The following is an 18,481-nucleotide window of genomic DNA, read 5'->3' on the forward strand; positions in this document are numbered from 1 at the left end:
GCGGGACCGCGGGCGACGTTCAGGACGCCGCGATCATAGCCGAAAAACGCGCCCGTGCCTCATCCGCCGCAAGCGCGCCGGGCGCGACACGGCGCGCCAGCGCCGCCGCGCAGCGCCGCGCCGCCTCACCCGCCAGAACCGGGGAGCGCGAGGCGACTTCCATCATCTCGTCGAGGCGCCCATTGCAGTGCAGCGCCAGATCGCAGCCAGCGGCGAAGGATGCCTCCGCCCGGCTCGCCAGCGAGCCGGCCAGCGCGCCCATGGACAGGTCGTCGCTCATCAGCGCGCCGTCGAAGCCGATATGGCCGCGAATCACATCCGCGATCACCGTCGGCGAGGTCGTGGCCGGTCGGTCGGGATCAATGGCGGCGTAGACGACATGCGCGGTCATGCCGAGCGGCAGGTCGGCCAGCGCACGGAACGGGGCGAAATCGGTCGCTTCCAGCTCGGCTCGGGATGTCTCGACGATGGGCAGGCTCTCATGACTGTCGGCGCGGGCGCGGCCATGGCCGGGAATGTGCTTGAGAACCGGCAGCACGCCGCCGCTCATCAAGCCTTCCGCCGCCGCGCGGGCCAGATGCGCCACCTGCTCCGGCGTGGTGCCATAGGCGCGGTCGCCGATGATGCCATGGCCTTCCGGCAGGCGCAGATCGGCGCAGGGCACGCAGTCCACCGTGATGCCGAGCGCGGCGAGATCGGCCGCCATCAGCCGGGCGCCGAGACGCGCGGCCTCCGCCGCTCCGGCGCTGTCACCGGCCTCGGCGCGGCGGGCGAACACCTCGGCCGGTGGATAGGCAGGCCAGTGCGGCGGCGCGAGGCGCTGCACCCGCCCACCTTCCTGGTCGATCAGCACCGGCGCGTCCGGACGACCGACCGCCGCGCGGAACGCAGCCACGAGGGCCGCAACCTGTGTGGGGTCTTCGACATTGCGGCGGAACAGGATCAGCCCCCACGGTGCCGCCTGCGCGAAGAAGGCCGTCTCGTCAGGCGTGAGCCTTGTACCGGCGCAGCCGGTTATGAAGGCGCGCGGCGCGGGAAAGGAGTTCATGCCGCTCGGCTCAGTTCCGCACGACCATGCAGTTGCCGCCCTGGGCGCGCAGCGCCTCGCACAGCCCCACCGCACCCTCGCGGCCGCTGAAGGAGCCGGCCTGCACGCGATAGAAGATGCCGCGATCGCCGAGATCGGCACGCTTCACGCTGAGCGGCTGGTTGGCCAGCAGCGGATATTTCGCCTGCGCACCGCGCCAGGTCGCCTGCGCTTCCGCCTCGGAGCGGACGGCGGCGATCTGCACGACATAGGCGCCGGCCGGCACCGCCGTGCCGCTCGCCGAGGGTGAGGGCGGGGGCGTCGCCGCCGCCGTGCGGGCGGGAGGCGCCGTCGGGGCCGGCGCCGGGGTCGCAGCGGGAGCGGTTTCGGCCGGCATATTCTCGACGATGGAAGGCGTCGCCGCGAGAGGCATGGGCGAGGTCGGCACCGCGCCGCCCGCCCCCATGTTGAGCGCGACCGGATTGTCCGCCGGGGCGGCGGAGGCGCCGGGCGGCAGTGGCGCCGCCGGCGCTGGCACTTCCACGACGGTGCCATCGGCCCGCACGGTCAGGGTGCGTACCCGCTTCGGCTCGGCGGCGCCAGGCGCGGCGGCGGTCGAGGTGCTGGAGGGCGAGGTCTGGATCACCCGCGGCTGCGGCTGGGCCGCCTGCGACACGTCGACCGGCTGCTCCTCGCTCGACACCACCTGCTCATTGCCGGTCGTCGCGGCACCGCCGACGCGGTCATAGATCAGTTTCTGCCCGTCGGCGGCCTGTTCGGTCGCCGGCTGGCTGGGGACGATCTTGTTCGGGCCCTGTTCGGCGCGGATCACCGGCGGCGCGCCGGAAACGCCGCTGCCGGAAGGACCGGACACCAGCACATAGCCGACGGCGGCGGCCGCGATGAACACCACCAGCGCTCCGCCGATCATCATCAGGCGCTTACGGTTGCCTCCGGCAGGCGCCTCGTCCTCCGGCATATAATCGTCGTAGGCCTCGGCCTCCGACGGCTCGTCATCGGCGGAACGCCCGTAATCATAGGCCTCCTCGTCGAGATCGACCGGCTGCGGCGCGGTGGCGCCCGACGGGCGGGCCGGTGCGGCCGATGGCGCGGCTTCGGCCGGCGCCGAGGCGTCAATGGCGCGGGCGGCTGCGGTCGCGCGGGTCATCCAGGCGGGAACGCGGGATTCGGCGGAGATGCCCTCCGCGGCGGCAGGCGGCGGCGCAGCGCGCAGCGCCGCCTCGCGGCGGGCGGCTTCCTGACGGATCGCCTCCTGGCGCATCGCCTCGCGCCGCATGGCCTCCTGCCGTGCAGCCTCCTGCCGTGCCGCGTCCTGACGCGCAAGATCATGTCGCGCAGCCTCCTGACGCAGCGATTCCTGGCGCAGCGACTCTTGGCGCATGGCGTCCTGGCGTAGAGCTTCCTGCCGCGCCATATCGGCCCGGGTCGTGTCGGCGCGTGCCGGGTCGGCTGCCATCGGCCGTGGCGCGGGCGCCCGCGGCGGCTCGGGGCGCGTCGCATCCGGGCGGGGCGCCAGCGGGCGCGGCGGCGCAGCGGGATTTGCGGGCGCAGAGGGGTTCGGGGGCGGCATGCGACGCGCCGCATCGGTGGGCTGCGGACGCGGCGGCATATAGGGCGCGCGCGGATCGGGACGTTCGCCACGGCCCGCCTCGCGATAGGCCTCCTCCGCAGCGGGACGCGGCGGCGGCGCCTGACGCTGCACGCCTTCGCCATAGACTTCGGCGGCCAGCGCGGCGAAGGAGCCGGGCGCCGGGCGCCCTTCCTCGGCCGGCCGGCGGGCCGTCAGCGGCGGGCGGGTCGGGGGCGGCGCCATGGGCCGGCCGCCCTGGGGCGGAGCCGCCGGAGGCTGCGGCGGCTGGGGCGGCGCCGTACGTGCCGGCGGCGACTGCCGCAGAAGCTCGGCGAAATCGTCTTCCTGGGCCATCAGACGCGCAAGTTCGGCAAGCGGGTCCTCGGCGCCGTTTTCCGGCCGGTCACGCATGTTCTCATTGCCCATCTTCAGAACCTGTTCGCCACGTTCAATACCAGAACCGCCCGACGGGCGGCATCACGGGAGCAGCAGGTCGAACAAACCGTCGCGAACGCGCTCACCGCATTTCTTCGGGAGCATCGACTCCAAGAATGGAAAGTCCTGAAGCGATGATCAGCGCGACGGCATGCACCAGAGCCAGCCGCGCATAGGTCAACTCTCGATCATCTTCGATAATGAAGCGTAAATGAGGCAGATCCTTTCCGCGATTCCACTGTCCGTGCAGCGCGCTGGCGAGATCATAGAGATAGAAGGCGAGCCGGTGCGGCTCGCGTGCCGGGGCCGCCTGCTCGATCAGGCGCGGGTAATTGGCGATCAACCGGGCAAGGCCGATTTCCCCTTCGTCATCGAGTCGTGTGAGCGCCGCGCCGGCGAAGTCGGCCGGCGCCGTCGGCAAGTCGGCGAAAGCCTGCGCCGCATTGCGCAGGATGGAGCAGGCCCGCGCGTGCGCGTACTGCACATAGAACACCGGATTGTCGCGCGACTGCTCGATTACCTTGGCGAGATCGAAGTCGAGCACGGCGTCATTCTTGCGGTTGATCATCATGAACCGCACGGCGTCGCGGCCGACCTCGTCGACCACGTCGCGCAGGGTGACGAAATCACCGGCGCGCTTCGACATCTTCACCGGCTCGCCATTGCGCAGCAGCCGCACGAGCTGGCACAGCTCGACATCAAGGCTGGCTTCGCCATCGGATGCGGCCTTCACCGCCGCCTGCATGCGCTTGACATAGCCGCCATGGTCGGCACCCCAGATGTCGATCATCCGCTTGAAGCCGCGGTCGACCTTGTCCTTGTGATAGGCGATGTCGGCGGCGAAATAGGTATAGGCGCCGTCCGACTTCATCAGCGGGCGGTCGACATCGTCGCCGAACTGGGTGGCGCGGAACAGCGTCTGCTCGCGATCCTCCCAGTCCTCCACCGGCTGCCCCTTGGGCGGGGCGAGGCGGCCTTCATAGACGAGATCGCGCGCCCGCAGCGTCGCCAGCAGGCGGTCGATGATGCTGGGCGCGCCGCCCGGCCGCGCGTGGAGGGTGCGCTCGGAAAAGAAGGTCTCGTGATGGATGTTGAGCGCGGCGAGATCGGTGCGGATCATCGCCATCATCGCGTCGATAGCGACCTCGCGAACCGGCGGCAGCCATTCCTCTTCCGGCTTGTCGAGCAGCGTGCGGCCGTATTTCGTCACCAGCGCCTTGCCGACGGGGACGAGATAGTCCCCGGGATAGAGCCCCTCGGGAATGGTGATCGTCTCGCCCAGCGCCTCGCGGTAGCGCAGGAAGGCGGAGCGGGCGAGCACATCCACCTGCGCACCGGCATCGTTGATGTAATATTCGCGCGTCACCTTCCAGCCGGCGAAAGCGAGGAGATTGGCCAGCGCGTCGCCGAACACGGCGCCGCGGCAATGGCCGACATGCATCGGGCCGGTGGGGTTGGCGGAGACATATTCGACATTGATCGGCTGGCCGCCGCCCGCCTGCGAGCGGCCGTAGTCACGGCCCTGAACCAGCACGGCGGCGAGCACCTGCGGCCAGTAGGAGCCGTCGAGGGTGAGATTGATGAAGCCGGGGCCGGCCACGTCCACCTTCGCGACGCCCGGAAGCCTGGCAAGCTTAGCCGCCAGCTTCTCCGCGAGGTCGCGCGGCTTCACGCTGGCTTCCTTGGCCAGCACCATCGCCGCATTGGTGGAGAGGTCGCCATGGGAGGCGTCGCGCGGCGGCTCCACCACCACCCGCGCCGTATCGACACCCGACGGCACCGCCCCCTCGCCCGCAAGTTGGGACAGGGCGTCGCGGATGTGCTCGGCGAAGAGGGCGAAGAGGTTCATGACGGCTAACTCCCGGCGCGGCCAGACCCAGAGGGGCCGCTGCCGCTACCGCAGTTCCGGTGCCCTGTCAAAGAGCCGGGCATGTTCGGCAAGGGCGTAGCGATCCGTCTGGCCGGCAAGGAAATCGGCGATCCGCCGCGCCCGCGCGGCCTCGCTGCGGCCCTCGACGCTGGCGCGCCATTCCTCGGGCAGCGCCTTGGTGTCGGCCATGTAGCGGGCGAACAGCTCCCGCACCACGGCTCCGGCCGCGTCCATCGCCGCCATCACCCGGGGATGGCGGTACATGCGGGGGAACAGAAACGCCTTGATCGCCTTCTCCGCCGCTGCCGTTTCCGCTGAAAAGCCAATGACCGGCCGCCCGAGCCGGCGGATCGCATCCGCATCGCCCGGCTGGGCCTCGGCGAGGCGGCGCCGGCTCTCCGCCACCACATCGCCGATCAGCACGGTGATCATCCGCCGGCCGAGCTCGTGCCAGGTGCGGGCACGGTCGAGATCAGGCCAGGCGGCGCGGATTTCGGCAAGGACGGTGTGGATGAGCGGGAGGCCGGTCAGTTCGGTCAGATCGAACAGACCGGCGCGCAGCCCGTCATCAAGGTCGTGCACATCATAGGCGATGTCGTCGGCGATGGCGGCGACCTGCGCCTCGGCCGACGGCCAGCTCCACAGCCACAGATCCTGACGCTCGGCATGCACCGCGATGGCATGCGGCAGCGGCGCGTGCTGCGGGCCGTTATGCTTGACGATCCCCTCATGGGTCTCCCAGGAGAGATTCAGCCCGTCGAAGGCGGGGTAGCGGTTTTCCAGCCGCGTCACCACGCGCAACGACTGCGCATTGTGGTCGAACCCGCCATAGGCGGCCATGCAGGAATCGAGCACGCGCTCGCCGGCATGGGCGAAGGGCGGGTGGCCGAGATCATGCGCGAGCGCCAGCGCCTCGCTGAGATCCTCGTCGAGGCCGAGCGCGCGCGCCACCGAGCGCGCCACCTGCACCACCTCCAGCGTATGGGTGAGCCTTGTGCGGTAATGATCGCCCTCGTGATAGGAGAACACCTGTGTCTTGTAGGCCAGCCGGCGGAAGGCGCTGGAATGGATGATGCGGTCGGCATCGCGACGGAAGGCGCTGCGCGCATCGCCGCCCTCTTCGGGATGCAGCCGCCCCCGGCTCTCCTCGGCCTTCGACGCCCATGGCGCCCGCGGCTGCGCCCCGGCCACCGCCATGCGCGTCTCTCCTGCCCGTTCTGCGAGAAGCCCCCTTTGACTCGGGGGCGGCAGCACTTAACTATCCGGGCAGGTCATATTCAACGGGAAGTGTGCGACATGAGCGCGAGTCTTTCGCCTGAAAACGCGGTTCCCCCCTCCGTCGGCGTCACCGCCAGCGCGGCGCGGCGGATCGCGGAAATTCTCAAGGGAGAGCCGCCCGAGACCATGCTGCGCGTCAGCGTGGAGGGCGGCGGCTGCTCGGGCTTTCAGTACAAGTTCGACATTACCCGCGAGCGCGAGGCGGACGACATCGTCATCGCCGAGGGCGGGGCGAGCGTGGTCATCGACCCCGTGTCGCTGGAATATATGTCGGGCTCGCATATCGACTTCGTCGACGACCTCATCGGCGCGTCGTTCCGGATCGCCAACCCGCACGCCACGGCCTCCTGCGGCTGCGGCACCAGCTTCGCCCTCTGATGCGCCCGGTCGGCGTTCTCTGCGCCATTCCGCAGGAATTCGCCTTTCTGGCCGATAATCTGACCCGCACCGAGGTCACGACCCGCGCCGGGATGGTGTTTCATGCCGGCCGGCTCGACGGACATCAGGTGGTGTTGGCGCGCGCCGGCATGGGAAAGGTGAATGCCGGCATAGCCGCCACCCTGCTGCTGGAACGCTTCGACTGCCGGATGCTGATGTTCTCGGGCATTGCCGGCGGGCTCGACCCGGAGCTGTCGATCGGCGATGTGGTGATCGCCGACCATGTGGTGCAGCACGATGCCGGCTATTACGGCGCGGATGAAGCCTTCGTCGTCTATCAGGCGGGCCACCTGCCCTTTTTCAGCCCGCAGGAGGAACTCGGCCACAGCGCCGATGGCGACCTGATCGCGCGGGTGCGGACGGCGCTGAGCGAGTTGTCGCTCGCCCCGCTTTCCGCCGCCGGCGGCGAGCGCCCGCCCCGGCTGCACTTCGGCCGCGTCCTCACCGGCGACCAGTTCATCAATTCCGAAACGCGGCGCGAGCATCTGTTCCGCGAGCTGGGCGGGGCGGCGGTAGAGATGGAAGGCGCGGCGATGGCGCAGGCCGCCAGCGCCTATGGCGTGCCGTGGCTGGTGGTGCGTACCCTGTCCGATCTTGCCGGGCGCGACTCGCATTTCGATTTCCGGCAATTCGTGGATGAGGTGGCGCTGTCCTCCGCCCTCATCGTGCGCCGTCTGCTGCCGGTGCTGTAGACTGCCCGCGACTCGCCCTCCCCTTCGCCTTCCGTGAGACGCCGATGCGCATCGCCACCTGGAACGTCAATTCGATCCGGCAACGCCAGGAGCACGCCGTGGCATGGCTCACCGAGACCCGCCCGGACGTGGTGTGCCTGCAGGAACTGAAATGCGCCGACGAGGCCTTTCCGCGCGAGGCGTTCGAAGCGCTGGGCTACAATGTCGCCGTGCATGGCCAGAAGGGGTTCAATGGCGTCGCCGTGCTCTCCCGCCTGCCTTTTGACGAGGTGACATCCGGCCTGCCGGGCGATGAGGCGGACGTGCAGTCGCGCTTCATCGAGGTGGTGGTCTCCACACCGGAAGGCTCTCTGCGCGTGTGCGGCATCTACCTGCCCAACGGCAATCCCGTGGGCACGGAGAAATATCCCTACAAGCTCGCCTGGATGCAGCGGCTAAAGGCGCATATCGCGGCAAGGTTGACCTTCGAGGAGCCCTTGGTGGTCTGCGGCGACTACAATGTGATCCCCGAGCCGGAGGACGCCGCCCATCCCGAAGCGTGGACGCAGGATGCGCTGTTCCTGCCGCAGACGCGGGCGGCGTTCCGCGAAATCCTCAATCTCGGCATGACAGACGCGCTGCGCGCCACCACGCAGGACGCCGGGCTCTACAGCTTCTGGGACTATCAGGCCGGGGCCTGGCAGCGGAACAATGGCATCCGTATCGACCATCTGCTGCTCTCGCCGCAGGCCACCGACCGGCTGACGGCGGTGGGCGTCGACAAGCATGTGCGCGGCTGGGAGAAGCCCTCCGACCATGTGCCGGTATGGGCGGAGCTGGCGCTTTAGCCGCTGGCGGGTTCCGGTTCACGTCATCCCGGCCGAGCGGAGCGAGAGCCGGGATCGCTCTCCGGCTCCGAGCGATCCCGGATCGGCCATTGGCCGTCCGGGATGACGTTGTCCAATGGGGCGGGCCCGAAGGCCGCTCAGCGCGCCGTCTTCATGTACTGTTCGAGATAGACCAGCGCCATGGCGCGCTCGTCGGAACTCGCATTGGCGAAGGCGTCCTCATAGAGGTCGACCACCCATTTGTCCTGCGGGCCGGCGGCGGCGTCGCGGGCGAGGGTCAGCCACATCAGGCCGCGCGCCGCCTGGCGCGGAATGCCGTCATCGCCCTTGAACAGCAGGCCGCCGAGCGCCGCCTGCGCCTGGTACTGGCCCTTCTGCGCCGCCAGCCCGAGCCAGCGCGCGGCGAAGCGCGGGTCGCGATCCACCCCGTCGCCGTCAATATAGAGCCGGGCCAGATGATATTGCGCGCCCGGATCGCCGAAATAGGAGGCGGCATAGGCGAACATGTCGCGCGCCCGCGCGGGGTCGCGCCGCACCTTGGTGTTGGGAATGCCGACGAGATAATAGGCGCCGAGCGCGACGAAGGCGTCCGCGACGAAGCGCGCCTCCGGCGTCGCCGGGTTGTCGTCGGCATGCATGTTGGCGATCTGGCTGAAATATTCGAACGCCTTGATGTCGTTGCGCTCGACGCCCTCGCCTTCCGCATACATGCGGCCGAGCTTCCACTGTGCGCCGGCATGGCCCTGTTCGGCCGCGTAGCGCAGCGAGTCGATGCCCTGCTCGGTCTGCCCGGAGCGCAGCGCCTGCGCGCCGAAGCGGACGAATTCCTCAATGGTGCGCGGCTTTCCGGGCGTCGGCACCGCCGGCGCGTCGCCCGGCATGCCGTCAAAGGCCGGCGCGGCGGACGGCACCAGCAGCAGCGCACACAGCAGCGGCGCACACAGCCGCATCATGCGGTGGTGGGGGAGCGGGCGAGCGCCCGTAAGGTCAGATATCCGCATAGCACGCCGTCTCGGCCGCGCCGCCGGGGTGAGTGACCGCGCCATCACGGGCGGGCCCCACGGCCTGCGCGAACTTCCAGATGGCCCCCGAGCCGACCGGCGATGGACGCGGCGCCCATTCCGCCCGGCGGGCGGCGAGTTCCTCGTCCGAAAGCGCCACGTCAAGCGTGCCCTCGATCGCGTCAATGGTGATGATGTCGCCGTCGCGGATCAGCCCGATCGGGCCTCCGACCGCCGCCTCCGGCCCGACATGGCCGATGCAGAAGCCGCGCGTCGCGCCCGAGAAGCGCCCATCGGTGATCAGCGCCACCTTGTCGCCGGCGCCCTGCCCGTACAGGGCGGCGGTGGTCGACAGCATTTCCCGCATGCCGGGGCCGCCCTTCGGCCCCTCATAGCGGATGACCAGCACATCGCCTTCCTTATAGGCACGCTGCGTCACCGCCTCGAAGCAGGCTTCCTCGCCGTCAAAGCAGCGGGCCGGGCCGGTGAATGTCAGGTTCTTCAACCCCGCCACCTTCACGATGGCGCCGTCGGGCGCGAGGTTGCCCTTCAGCCCGACCACGCCGCCGGTGACGGTGATCGGGTCATTGGCCGGGCGGACCACGTCCTGATGCGGGTTCCATTTCACCGAGGCGAGGTTCTCCGCGATGGTGCGGCCGGTCACGGTGAGGCAGTCGCCGTGCAGGAAGCCATGGTCGAGCAGGGTCTTCATCAAGAGCGGAATGCCGCCGGCTTCGAACATGTCCTTGGCGACATAACGCCCGCCGGGCTTGAGATCGGCGATATAGGGCGTGCGCTTGAAGATTTCGGCGACATCGAACAGGTCGAACTTGATGCCGGCCTCATGCGCCATCGCCGGCAGGTGCAGCGCCGCATTGGTCGAACCGCCAGAGGCGGCGACCACGGTGGCGGCGTTCTCAAGCGCCTTGCGGGTGACGATGTCGCGCGGGCGGATGTTGCGGGCGACGAGGTCCATAATCTGCTCGCCCGCCGCCATGCAGAAGCGGTCGCGGATCTCATAAGGAGCCGGGGCGCCGGCCGAATAGGGCAGAGCGAGGCCGATCGCCTCGGACACGGTCGCCATGGTGTTGGCGGTGAACTGCGCGCCGCAGGCGCCGGCGGAGGGACACGCGACCTGTTCGAGCTCGTCGAGGTCATCGTCGGACATCAGCCCGACCGAGTGCTTGCCCACCGCCTCGAACATGTCCTGCACCGTCACCGGCTGGCCCCGGAACGAGCCGGGCAGGATCGAGCCGCCATAGATGAAGATCGACGGCACGTTGAGGCGCAGCATCGCCATCATCATGCCCGGCAGCGACTTGTCGCAGCCCGCCAAGCCGACCAGCGCGTCATAGGCATGGCCGCGAATGGTGAGTTCCACCGAGTCGGCGATGACTTCGCGCGAGGCCAGCGACGCCTTCATGCCGTCATGGCCCATGGCGATGCCGTCGGTGACGGTGATGGTGCAGAATTCGCGCGGGGTGCCATTGGCGCTGGCGACGCCCTTCTTCACCGCCTGCGCCTGGCGCATCAGCGAGATGTTGCAGGGCGCGGCCTCGTTCCAGCACGAGGCGACGCCGACCAGCGGCTGATGAATCTGCTCGCGGGTCAGGCCCATGGCATAGAGATAGGACCGATGCGGCGCGCGCGCCGGGCCTTCCGTCACATGGCGGCTCGGCAGGTTCCGCTTGTCGATGATCGTCCTTACGTCCATGTCTTCACGCATCCCGGCGCGGGGCTCTTATCGCGGCACCGCATTGGGCGCCTTTATCCCCCGTCTATCCGTCGGATTTCGTGCCGGTTTGTGGCGGCTTCGCGGCGCCGGCGCCGCGGTCTTCCGTTATGGTTGCGAATGCGTGACACTGTTGCGGGTCAGTCACAAAACGGCGGTAGGCAGGTGGCAGGCGGGAGGCCCTACCGGACAGCCCGCACCCCGCAAAAACAGGGAGAAATCAGCGTGTCGAGCGGCAATATCGTGGAGCGCCTGCGGGCGATGGCGGCCAATTTGGACCAGTTCCGGCGTGACAAGATCGAAGACGAACTCTCGGAAGCCGCCGATGTGATCGAGCGGCTTCGCGCGGAACTCGACCGACTGGACAAGCAGGCGGAAACACCGGCAGTGCCGACCTCCGTCACCGAGCAGGGCTGACGCGGGCGCGGGCCGCGCTCCGACTCAGTCGGCGGCGGAGCGCGTCCAGTCGGCGGACATAACCCCCGGCAGATGGCGCAGCCGGGCGACGGCGGCGTCGAGTTCGGCCACCCGCACCGAGGTGTTGACCAGCGTGGCCAGCAATTCGCTGCTGCCATCGGGGCGGTCCTGCAGCTCCACCTCGTCGACCGGGAATTTCGCCGCCTCCAGCACGGCTGACACCTTGCTGCGCAGTTCGGCCGCGCGCGCCACCGGCACGATGAGGCTGACCCCATAGGTCGCCTCGGTCGATTCCTCGCTCCGTGGCAGGCGCTCCAGCGCGCCGACCAGCGGGCGCAGCAGCGTGTTGCCGGCCAGCACGAAGCCGGTGAGCAGCACAGACTGGGCGATGAGATCGGCACCCGCACAGGCCCCCACCGCCGCCGAGCACCATAGCGTCGCCGCCGTGTTGAGGCCGCGAATATTGGTGCCTTCCTTCATGATCACGCCGGCGCCGAGAAAGCCGATGCCGGAGACGACATAGGCGACAACGCGCACCGCCCCGTCCGGGCCGGAAAGATGCATTGCCATGTCGACGAACTGCGCGGCGCCGATGGCGACCAGCACATTGGTGCGCAGCCCGGCAGTGCGCTGGCGGTACTGCCGCTCGGCGCCGATCGCCGTGCCCATGGCGAAGGCGACCAGCAGGCTGATGATCGTCGAGACGAAGTCGCTCGCCTCGAAAGATGCGATGAATGGCATGCCGATCCCCTGCCCCGCCGCCGCGGCCCCGCCGAACCGGCTCAGCCGGCGCGGCCGAGCCTCGCTAGCGCCTCGCCGATCTTGGCGGCGCGTTCGGCCGCCGCCTCGCGGCGCTCGCGCTGCTCCTCGATGACTTCTTCCGGGGCGCGCTTGATGAAATCGGCATTGCCGAGCTTGGCGTCGACCTTGGCGATGTCGTCCCGCGCCTTGGCCAGCTCCTTGGCGAGGCGCGCGGCTTCCACGTCCATGTCGATGATGCCGACAAGCGGCAGCGCCGCCGTGGCGCCGCGCACCACGATCTGCACCGACCCCGCCGGGGCTTCCGCCTCGAAGGAAATGCCGGACAGGCGGGCAAGGCGCGTCAGCGTGTCGAGCCACACCACCACACGCGCGCGCACCTCTTCCGGCACGCCGACGAGCACCAGCGAAATCTGCGCGCCGGCCGGCACGTTCATCTCCGCCCGCACCGAGCGGATTTCGGTGATCAGCTCGACCAGCCAGCCGATTTCCGCCTCCGCCTCGGGCGCTTCCAGCCCCGTCAGCACCGGCCATTCGGCGAGGGTGAGCAGGCTCGCGCGCGGGGCGCCGGTCTCGGCCGTGCGCGCCCACAGCTCCTCGGTGAGGAAGGGCATGAACGGGTGCAGCAGCTTGAGGATTTCGTCGAGCACGTAGGCGGTGGTGGCGCGCGTCTCGTCCTTCCAGCCGCCATTGCCGTTGAACACCGGCTTGGCGAGTTCGAGATACCAATCGCAGAAGATGTTCCAGACGAAGCGATAGGCCGCGCCCGCCGCCTCATTGAACCTGTAGGCCTCCAGCGCCTGGGTGATCTCCGTCCCGGCCTTCTGCAACTCGGCGAGAATCCAGCGGTTGAGCCGGGATTCGGCGTTGCGCGGCACGAAGGCGGGATCGCGCCCGCAGCCATTCATCTCGGCGAAGCGGGCGGCGTTCCAGAGCTTGGTCGCGAAGTTGCGATAGCCCTCCACCCGCGAGGTGGCGAGCTTGATGTCGCGCCCCTGTGCCGCCATCGCCGCCAGGGTGAAGCGCAGCGCGTCCGCGCCATACTTGCCCACAAGGTCGAGCGGGTCGATGACGTTGCCCTTCGACTTCGACATCTTGGCGCCCTTCTCGTCACGGACGAGGGCGTGGATGTACACATCCCGGAACGGCACGTCGGGCATGAAGTGCAGGCCCATCATCATCATCCGCGCGACCCAGAAGAAGATGATGTCGAAGCCGGTGATGAGCACCGTGGTCGGGTAGAAGCGCGCGACTTCGGCGCTGTCATCCGGCCAGCCGAGAGTGGAGAACGGCCACAGGGCGGAGGAGAACCAGGTGTCGAGCACGTCCTCGTCGCGGGTGATCAGCGCCGCGCGCTTTTCCGGATCGGCGGCGAGTTCCTGCGCCTCGGCGTCGCTGATGATTCCGTTCTGCACGCAATGGGCGAGCGCGGCGGCGACGGCGGCTTCCTCCGTCTCCTCGACGAAGACGGAGCCGTCCGGACCGTACCAGGCCGGAATCTGGTGGCCCCACCAGAGCTGGCGCGACACGCACCAGGGCTGGATGTTCTCCAGCCACTCGAAATAGGTCTTCTCCCAGTTCTTCGGCACGAAATTGGTGCGGCCCTCGCGCACGGCAGCCAGCGCCGGCTGGGCGAGGGTGTGGGCGTCGACATACCACTGTTCGGTCAGCCACGGCTCGATGACGACATTCGAGCGGTCGCCATGCGGCACCATGTGGGTGTGCGGCTCGATACGATCGAGCGCGCCGCCCTCTTCCAGCAGCGCGACGATGGCCTTGCGCGCCGCCTCGCGCGACAGGCCGTCCAGCGCCAATGCGGCATCAAGACCGGGGCCCGGCTGCGCGCCGGCGCGGAACTCCTCATTGCCGGCCAGCGCGATCCGCGCCTCGGCATCCAGCACGTTGATCATCGGCAGGGCGTGCCGGCGGCCGACCTCGAAATCGTTGAAATCATGCGCCGGGGTGATCTTCACCGCGCCAGTGCCCTTGGTCGGGTCGGAATATTCGTCCGCCACGATCGGGATCAGCCGGCCGACCAGCGGCAGGCGCACCTTGGCCCCCGCAGCGACGAGGCCCTGATAACGCGGGTCTTCCGGGTGCACCGCGACCGCCGTGTCGCCCAGCATGGTTTCCGGGCGGGTGGTGGCGACGACGATATAGTCGCGCGTCTCGAACTCGTAGGGCTGGTTGTTCTCGTCGAAGGCGATGGGATGCTGATAGGTCACACCATCGGCCAAGGGGTAGCGCAGATGCCAGAGATGGCCCTTCACCTCGACCTGCAGCACTTCGAGATCGGAAATGGCGGACTGGAACTTCGGGTCCCAGTTCACCAGGCGCTTGTCCTTGTAGATCAGCCCTTCCTTGTAGAGCCGCACGAACACTTTGAGGACGGCGCGGGACAGCCCCTCATCCATGGTGAAGCGCTCGCGCGACCAGTCGCAGGAGGCGCCCAGCTTCTTCAGCTGGTTGATGATGGTGCCGCCGGATTCCTCCTTCCACGCCCAGATGCGCTCGACAAAGGCGGCACGGCCCATGTCGCGGCGGCCGGGAAGCTGGCGCTCGGCGAGCTGACGTTCCACCACCATCTGCGTGGCGATGCCGGCATGGTCGGTGCCGACCTGCCACAGCACGTCCTTGCCGCGCATGCGCTCGAAGCGGCAGAGAATGTCCTGCAGCGTGTTGTTGAGCGCATGCCCCATATGGAGCGAGCCGGTGACGTTGGGCGGCGGGATGACGATGCAATAGGGCTCGGCCCCTGCCCGCTCCGGACGCCCGGCCTTGAAGGCGCCCGCCTCCACCCAGCCCTGGTAGATGCGGTCTTCGACGGCGGCGGGATCGAACCTGTTGTCGAGCATGTTGGCTCCGGCACCTCAATTGAACAGGCGCGAGAGAAAGCGGAGCCGATGCCTCAAGTCAACTCGCGAGAGGCAATGCGCGATGCAAAGCCCGGAATCGGGCCGATTGTGCCCGGCCTATTGTCCGTGGCGGGCGACGCGCTCGATCTCCGCCCGCACCAGCCGCTCGACCAGCGCCGGGAGGTTCTCGTCCAGCCATTCCTTGAGCATCGGCCGCAGCGCGTCGGTGACGAGATCGTCGATCGAACGCGGCGGTAGATTGCTCATGGTGCGCTGCAGCGAGCTGAAGGCGGCGGAGACCGCGCTGCTCGCCGGCGCCGACACCAGACGCTCGCGCGCGGGCTCGGCGGCTTCCGCCGACGGCGCCGGCCGGTTGCCGGTGGTGGCGCGCGGCTCGACCGGGCGCGGCTCGACCGGGCGCGGCTCGACCGGGCGCGGCTCGTAGGCGCGAGGCGGTTCAAAGGCGCGCGGTTCCAGCGTGCGGAGTTCCGCAGGGCGCGGCTCACCGGCGCCGCGCGGCCCGGCCGGCGGCATCTCCTCGCTCACCGGCGCCGGACTGGCGCGCAGCGCGTCCCGGGGCGCCTCGACCGCGACGAGACGCGGCGCCGGCATTTCCGCAGGCTCCGCCACCGGATGCGTCCCGCCTTCCGCCGGCACCGCCGGTTCGGGCGCGGGCGGGATGAGCGGGACCGTCGCGCTTTCGGCTTCCACGCGCTCAACCGCGGCGGGAGCGGGCGACGCGGCCGGTGCCGGCATCGCCGCAGCGGGGCGGGCCGGCGCGGCGGGAGGCACGACCGACTCGCGCACGGGCAGTGCCGCCCCGGCGGGACTCGGGGTCGTGGGGATCGGGGCCGCGGGAATCGGCGCGGCGGCCAGAGGTGCCGTCGGCTGGGCCGGCGCGGCCGGCTCGCTCAGCGTCACATGCGCCAGCTCCGCCTGGACGGCCTGCTCCACCATCGCGAGATCAAGCAGTGCCGCGGCCAGCGGCTTGTCGAGTTCGCTGTCGAGCGGCGCCGGCGGCTTCACCGGCGAGGGCCGGGCATAGGAGGGCCGCAGCGGCGGCAGCGCGCCCATACTGGCCGGGGCCGCCGCAGAGGCGGCAGCGAGCGATGACGGCCGCAGGGCTGCCGCGCGCGGATCGGACGCGGCGGACGCCGGCGCGCGGCGCGGCTCCACCAGGCGCGGCTCGGCGCGCGGGCGCACCTCGGGCAGCGGCCGCAAATCCGGCATGGGGCGAGAATCGGGAAACAGCCGCGGCTCGGTGCGGCGAGGCTCCGGCGGGCGGCTCTCGCTCGCCACCGGCGCCGGGGCCTCCAGCGCGCGGGCGGCGGCGCCGTCGGTATAAGCGGCCGTGGCCGGCGCCCGGGTCACGATGGCGGGCGGGGTGAACGCCGGAGTCGCCAGCGCGGCAGCGGCGACGGTGACCGGCCGCGAGGCGAACGGATCGGCGGCGGGCGCACGCCCGCGCGGCGCGTAGTCCACGGGGCTTTCCACCCGCTCACGGAAGGGCGGCGGCGCGTAGGACAGCGCCTCCGCATCGAGGGCAGCGGCGGCCGGACGGGACGATTGCGCGGCGGCGGGAGCGACGGCGCGGGGCGAGGGCTCACGGGACGGCGTCGCCGCCCGGCCGGCCGGCGCCTCGCGTCCGGCGCGCGCGGCCTCGTGGTGCGCCGAATCCTGGCGCGACGCCTCTTGGCGCGATGCCTCGTGGCGCGACGCCTCTTGGCGTGAGGCATCCTGGCGGGGGGGCGCGCTGCGCGATGCCTCGTGACGCGACGCTTCCTGGCGCGCGGCGGCCGGGTCGGCGGCTACCTCGTCGGAAATGATGCGGCGGATGGAGGCGAGGATTTCCTCCATCGACGGCTCGCTGCCTCTCCCATTCGCCATGCGCAACTTTCCGATCCCGGGGTCGACGGCGCTCGGCCGACGCGCACAATTCAACCCGTTAACACTTCATGAAGTCTGGACCGCCGGGGGCGCCGCGCCAAGATGCAACCCGGCACGACCAACAACGTTCGCGAGCTAAGGTTAACGCCGTCCGCGCCCGCCGCAAGCCGCCGCCGCCCTGCCCGGCCACGCCGGCTGGCGCGCCCGGGGGACGCAAAGCCGGCTTACTGCCCGCCGGGGGTGCGCACCCCGATCCAGGCGTCGCGAACCTGCTCGTAATGGATCTGCGGGTTGTAGACCGGCACCTTGAGGCCGAGCGTCGTGGCGCTGAGCTGGCCCGCAGCCGACAGCACGGAATAGGAGGCGACCACGCGGTCGCGCTGGGCGATGACGAGGCTGGCGCGGGCATTGAACAGCGCCGTCTGGGCGTTCAGCACGTCGAGCGTTGTGCGCTGGCCGACCCGCCATTCCTCGCGCACGCCGCGCAGGGCGATCTCGTTGGCCGCGACGGAGGCTTGCGCCGATTCGATGGCTGCCTTGGCCGCTTCCAGCGAACCCCAGTACTGCACCGCATTGGCGCGCACCTGCTCGCGATTGACATCGACCTCGATGCGAAGCTGGCCGAGCGTCTCCTTGGCCTGCCGGATCGAGGCGAACTCACCGCCACCCTGGTAGATCGGCACGGTGAGGTTGAGCGTCGCCGAGGCCGAGGTCTGCCGCGCGATGTTGAGGCTGCTGTTATAGTCGGACGAGGCCGCGCCGTTCAGCGTCAGCGTCGGCGAGAGCGCCGCCTCCGCCACCTTCACATTGGAGACGCCGGCATCGACGGCGAACTCCGCCGACTTGACGGCGGGATGGCGGGTCAGCGCCGAATCGACGGCGGCCTTCTCGCTCTTGGGGAGCAGACGGTCGATCGGCCGGCCGGGGCTCAGCTTGGTCGGGCGCAGGCCGATCACCTGATAGAACACGGCATTCGCCGTGTTGAGGTTCGATTCGGCCAGAGCCAGTTCGCTCTGCGCATTGGCCACCGAGGCTTCCGCCTGGGCCACGTCGGTGCGGGTGATTTCGCCGACGGAGAAACGGTCGCGCGCCGCGCGCAGCTCTTCCTTCAGGGCTTCGAGATTCTGCTTCTGCAGTTCCACCAGCGCCGCGTTCTGCAGCACGTTCATATAGGCGGTAGCCGCATCCAGCAGCACGAGCTGCTCGGTGTTGCGGAGCAATTCGCGCTGGCCACGCACCTGCGATTCGGCGCTGCGCACCGAATTGGCGGTCTTCAGCCCATCATAGATGGTCTGGCTGATCGTGACGCCGACACCGGTGGGATAGGTCTTGGCAATGCTGAGCGAGGGCGTGCCCTGCGAGGCAGCATAGCTCGAATCGAGCCGCGTCTCGGCCCACTGCGCCCCAAGATAGGCCGTGCCGAAGACCTGCGGACGATAGCCGGAAAGGGCGATCGGCACATATTCGTCGGTGGCGCGGGTGGCGGCGCGCTGCGAGTTCAATGTGGGATTGTTGCGATAAGCCGCTGCGAGCGACTGGTCGAGGGTCTGAGCCTTTGCTGGCACCGAAATGCCAACAACAAATGCGACCGCCGCGCACGCGACGACCTTACCCCCGGTAGCCGACAGCCACATGTCCAACCTCTGCGAACGCTAAACTGATGGGAATCACC

General features: G+C 69.6%; 14 protein-coding genes. 4 read left to right on the top strand and 10 right to left on the bottom strand.

The features are described from left to right. Positions 1 to 19: 19 nt before the first annotated feature. The 4 genes from nagZ to AAC979_RS09275 form a co-directional block, all read right to left on the bottom strand. Positions 20 to 1,048 carry a beta-N-acetylhexosaminidase gene (gene nagZ / locus AAC979_RS09260; RefSeq protein WP_371346547.1) on the bottom strand — a complete coding sequence of 343 codons (1,029 nt, stop codon included), beginning with the start codon at positions 1,046 to 1,048 and terminating at the stop codon, positions 20 to 22. 10 nt (positions 1,049 to 1,058) lie between these two features. Beyond that, positions 1,059 to 3,044 (bottom strand): SPOR domain-containing protein, encoded by a 1,986-nt coding sequence (locus AAC979_RS09265; protein WP_371346548.1) that lies wholly within the window; start codon positions 3,042 to 3,044, stop codon positions 1,059 to 1,061. 91 nt (positions 3,045 to 3,135) lie between these two features. After that, on the bottom strand, positions 3,136 to 4,902 hold the full coding sequence (gene argS / locus AAC979_RS09270) for an arginine--tRNA ligase (RefSeq protein WP_371346549.1): 1,767 nt from the start codon (positions 4,900 to 4,902) through the stop codon (positions 3,136 to 3,138). A 45-nt stretch (positions 4,903 to 4,947) separates the two neighbouring features. After that, positions 4,948 to 6,120, bottom strand: a complete 1,173-nt coding sequence (locus AAC979_RS09275; RefSeq protein WP_371346550.1) for a deoxyguanosinetriphosphate triphosphohydrolase — start codon at positions 6,118 to 6,120, stop codon at positions 4,948 to 4,950. 99 nt (positions 6,121 to 6,219) lie between these two features. Here AAC979_RS09275 and AAC979_RS09280 point away from each other — a divergent pair, with 99 nt between their 5' ends. The 3 genes from AAC979_RS09280 to xth are packed head-to-tail and all read left to right on the top strand — an operon-like array spanning position 6,220 to position 8,158. Then, a complete protein-coding gene (locus tag AAC979_RS09280; RefSeq protein WP_371346551.1) occupies positions 6,220 to 6,579 on the top strand; it encodes a HesB/IscA family protein in 360 nt (119 codons plus the stop codon). Next, complete coding sequence (locus AAC979_RS09285) at positions 6,579 to 7,331, top strand: 5'-methylthioadenosine/adenosylhomocysteine nucleosidase (RefSeq protein ID WP_371346552.1); 753 nt, start codon at positions 6,579 to 6,581, stop codon at positions 7,329 to 7,331. The genes AAC979_RS09280 and AAC979_RS09285 overlap by 1 nt, the downstream gene beginning before the upstream one ends. A 44-nt stretch (positions 7,332 to 7,375) precedes the next feature. Beyond that, positions 7,376 to 8,158 carry an exodeoxyribonuclease III gene (gene xth / locus AAC979_RS09290; RefSeq protein WP_371346553.1) on the top strand — a complete coding sequence of 261 codons (783 nt, stop codon included), beginning with the start codon at positions 7,376 to 7,378 and terminating at the stop codon, positions 8,156 to 8,158. Positions 8,159 to 8,295: 137 nt separating this feature from the next. Here the strand turns inward: xth and AAC979_RS09295 are convergent, their stop codons facing one another. Together AAC979_RS09295 and ilvD are read right to left on the bottom strand one after the other, a co-directional pair. Continuing rightward, positions 8,296 to 9,111, bottom strand: a complete 816-nt coding sequence (locus tag AAC979_RS09295) for a tetratricopeptide repeat protein (RefSeq protein WP_371346554.1) — start codon at positions 9,109 to 9,111, stop codon at positions 8,296 to 8,298. A 34-nt stretch (positions 9,112 to 9,145) separates the two neighbouring features. Then, the gene (gene ilvD, locus AAC979_RS09300; protein WP_371346555.1) at positions 9,146 to 10,873 is read right to left on the bottom strand and encodes a dihydroxy-acid dehydratase; all 1,728 of its coding nucleotides are present in this window, start codon (positions 10,871 to 10,873) and stop codon (positions 9,146 to 9,148) included. A gap of 243 nt (positions 10,874 to 11,116) precedes the next feature. On the opposite strand from ilvD, the gene AAC979_RS09305 reads away from it, so the two are divergent. After that, positions 11,117 to 11,308 (top strand): hypothetical protein, encoded by a 192-nt coding sequence (locus tag AAC979_RS09305; RefSeq protein WP_371346556.1) that lies wholly within the window; start codon positions 11,117 to 11,119, stop codon positions 11,306 to 11,308. Between the two features lie 24 nt (positions 11,309 to 11,332). Here AAC979_RS09305 and AAC979_RS09310 read toward each other — a convergent pair whose 3' ends face one another. From AAC979_RS09310 to AAC979_RS09325, 4 genes are all read right to left on the bottom strand, one after another. Continuing rightward, complete coding sequence (locus AAC979_RS09310; RefSeq protein WP_371346557.1) at positions 11,333 to 12,049, bottom strand: MgtC/SapB family protein; 717 nt, start codon at positions 12,047 to 12,049, stop codon at positions 11,333 to 11,335. 41 nt (positions 12,050 to 12,090) lie between these two features. Then, complete coding sequence (locus AAC979_RS09315) at positions 12,091 to 14,922, bottom strand: valine--tRNA ligase (RefSeq protein WP_371346558.1); 2,832 nt, start codon at positions 14,920 to 14,922, stop codon at positions 12,091 to 12,093. Between the two features lie 117 nt (positions 14,923 to 15,039). Further along, a complete protein-coding gene (locus AAC979_RS09320; RefSeq protein ID WP_371346559.1) occupies positions 15,040 to 16,809 on the bottom strand; it encodes a DUF2497 domain-containing protein in 1,770 nt (589 codons plus the stop codon). A gap of 224 nt (positions 16,810 to 17,033) precedes the next feature. Then, positions 17,034 to 18,443: a TolC family outer membrane protein gene (locus AAC979_RS09325; protein WP_371346560.1), complete on the bottom strand. Its 1,410-nt coding sequence runs from the start codon at positions 18,441 to 18,443 to the stop codon at positions 17,034 to 17,036. Positions 18,444 to 18,481: the final 38 nt, after the last annotated feature.

Origin of the sequence: Ancylobacter sp. IITR112 (genome assembly GCF_041415945.1) — a bacterium.
In the GTDB taxonomy this organism is placed as follows: Bacteria; Pseudomonadota; Alphaproteobacteria; order Rhizobiales; family Xanthobacteraceae; genus Ancylobacter.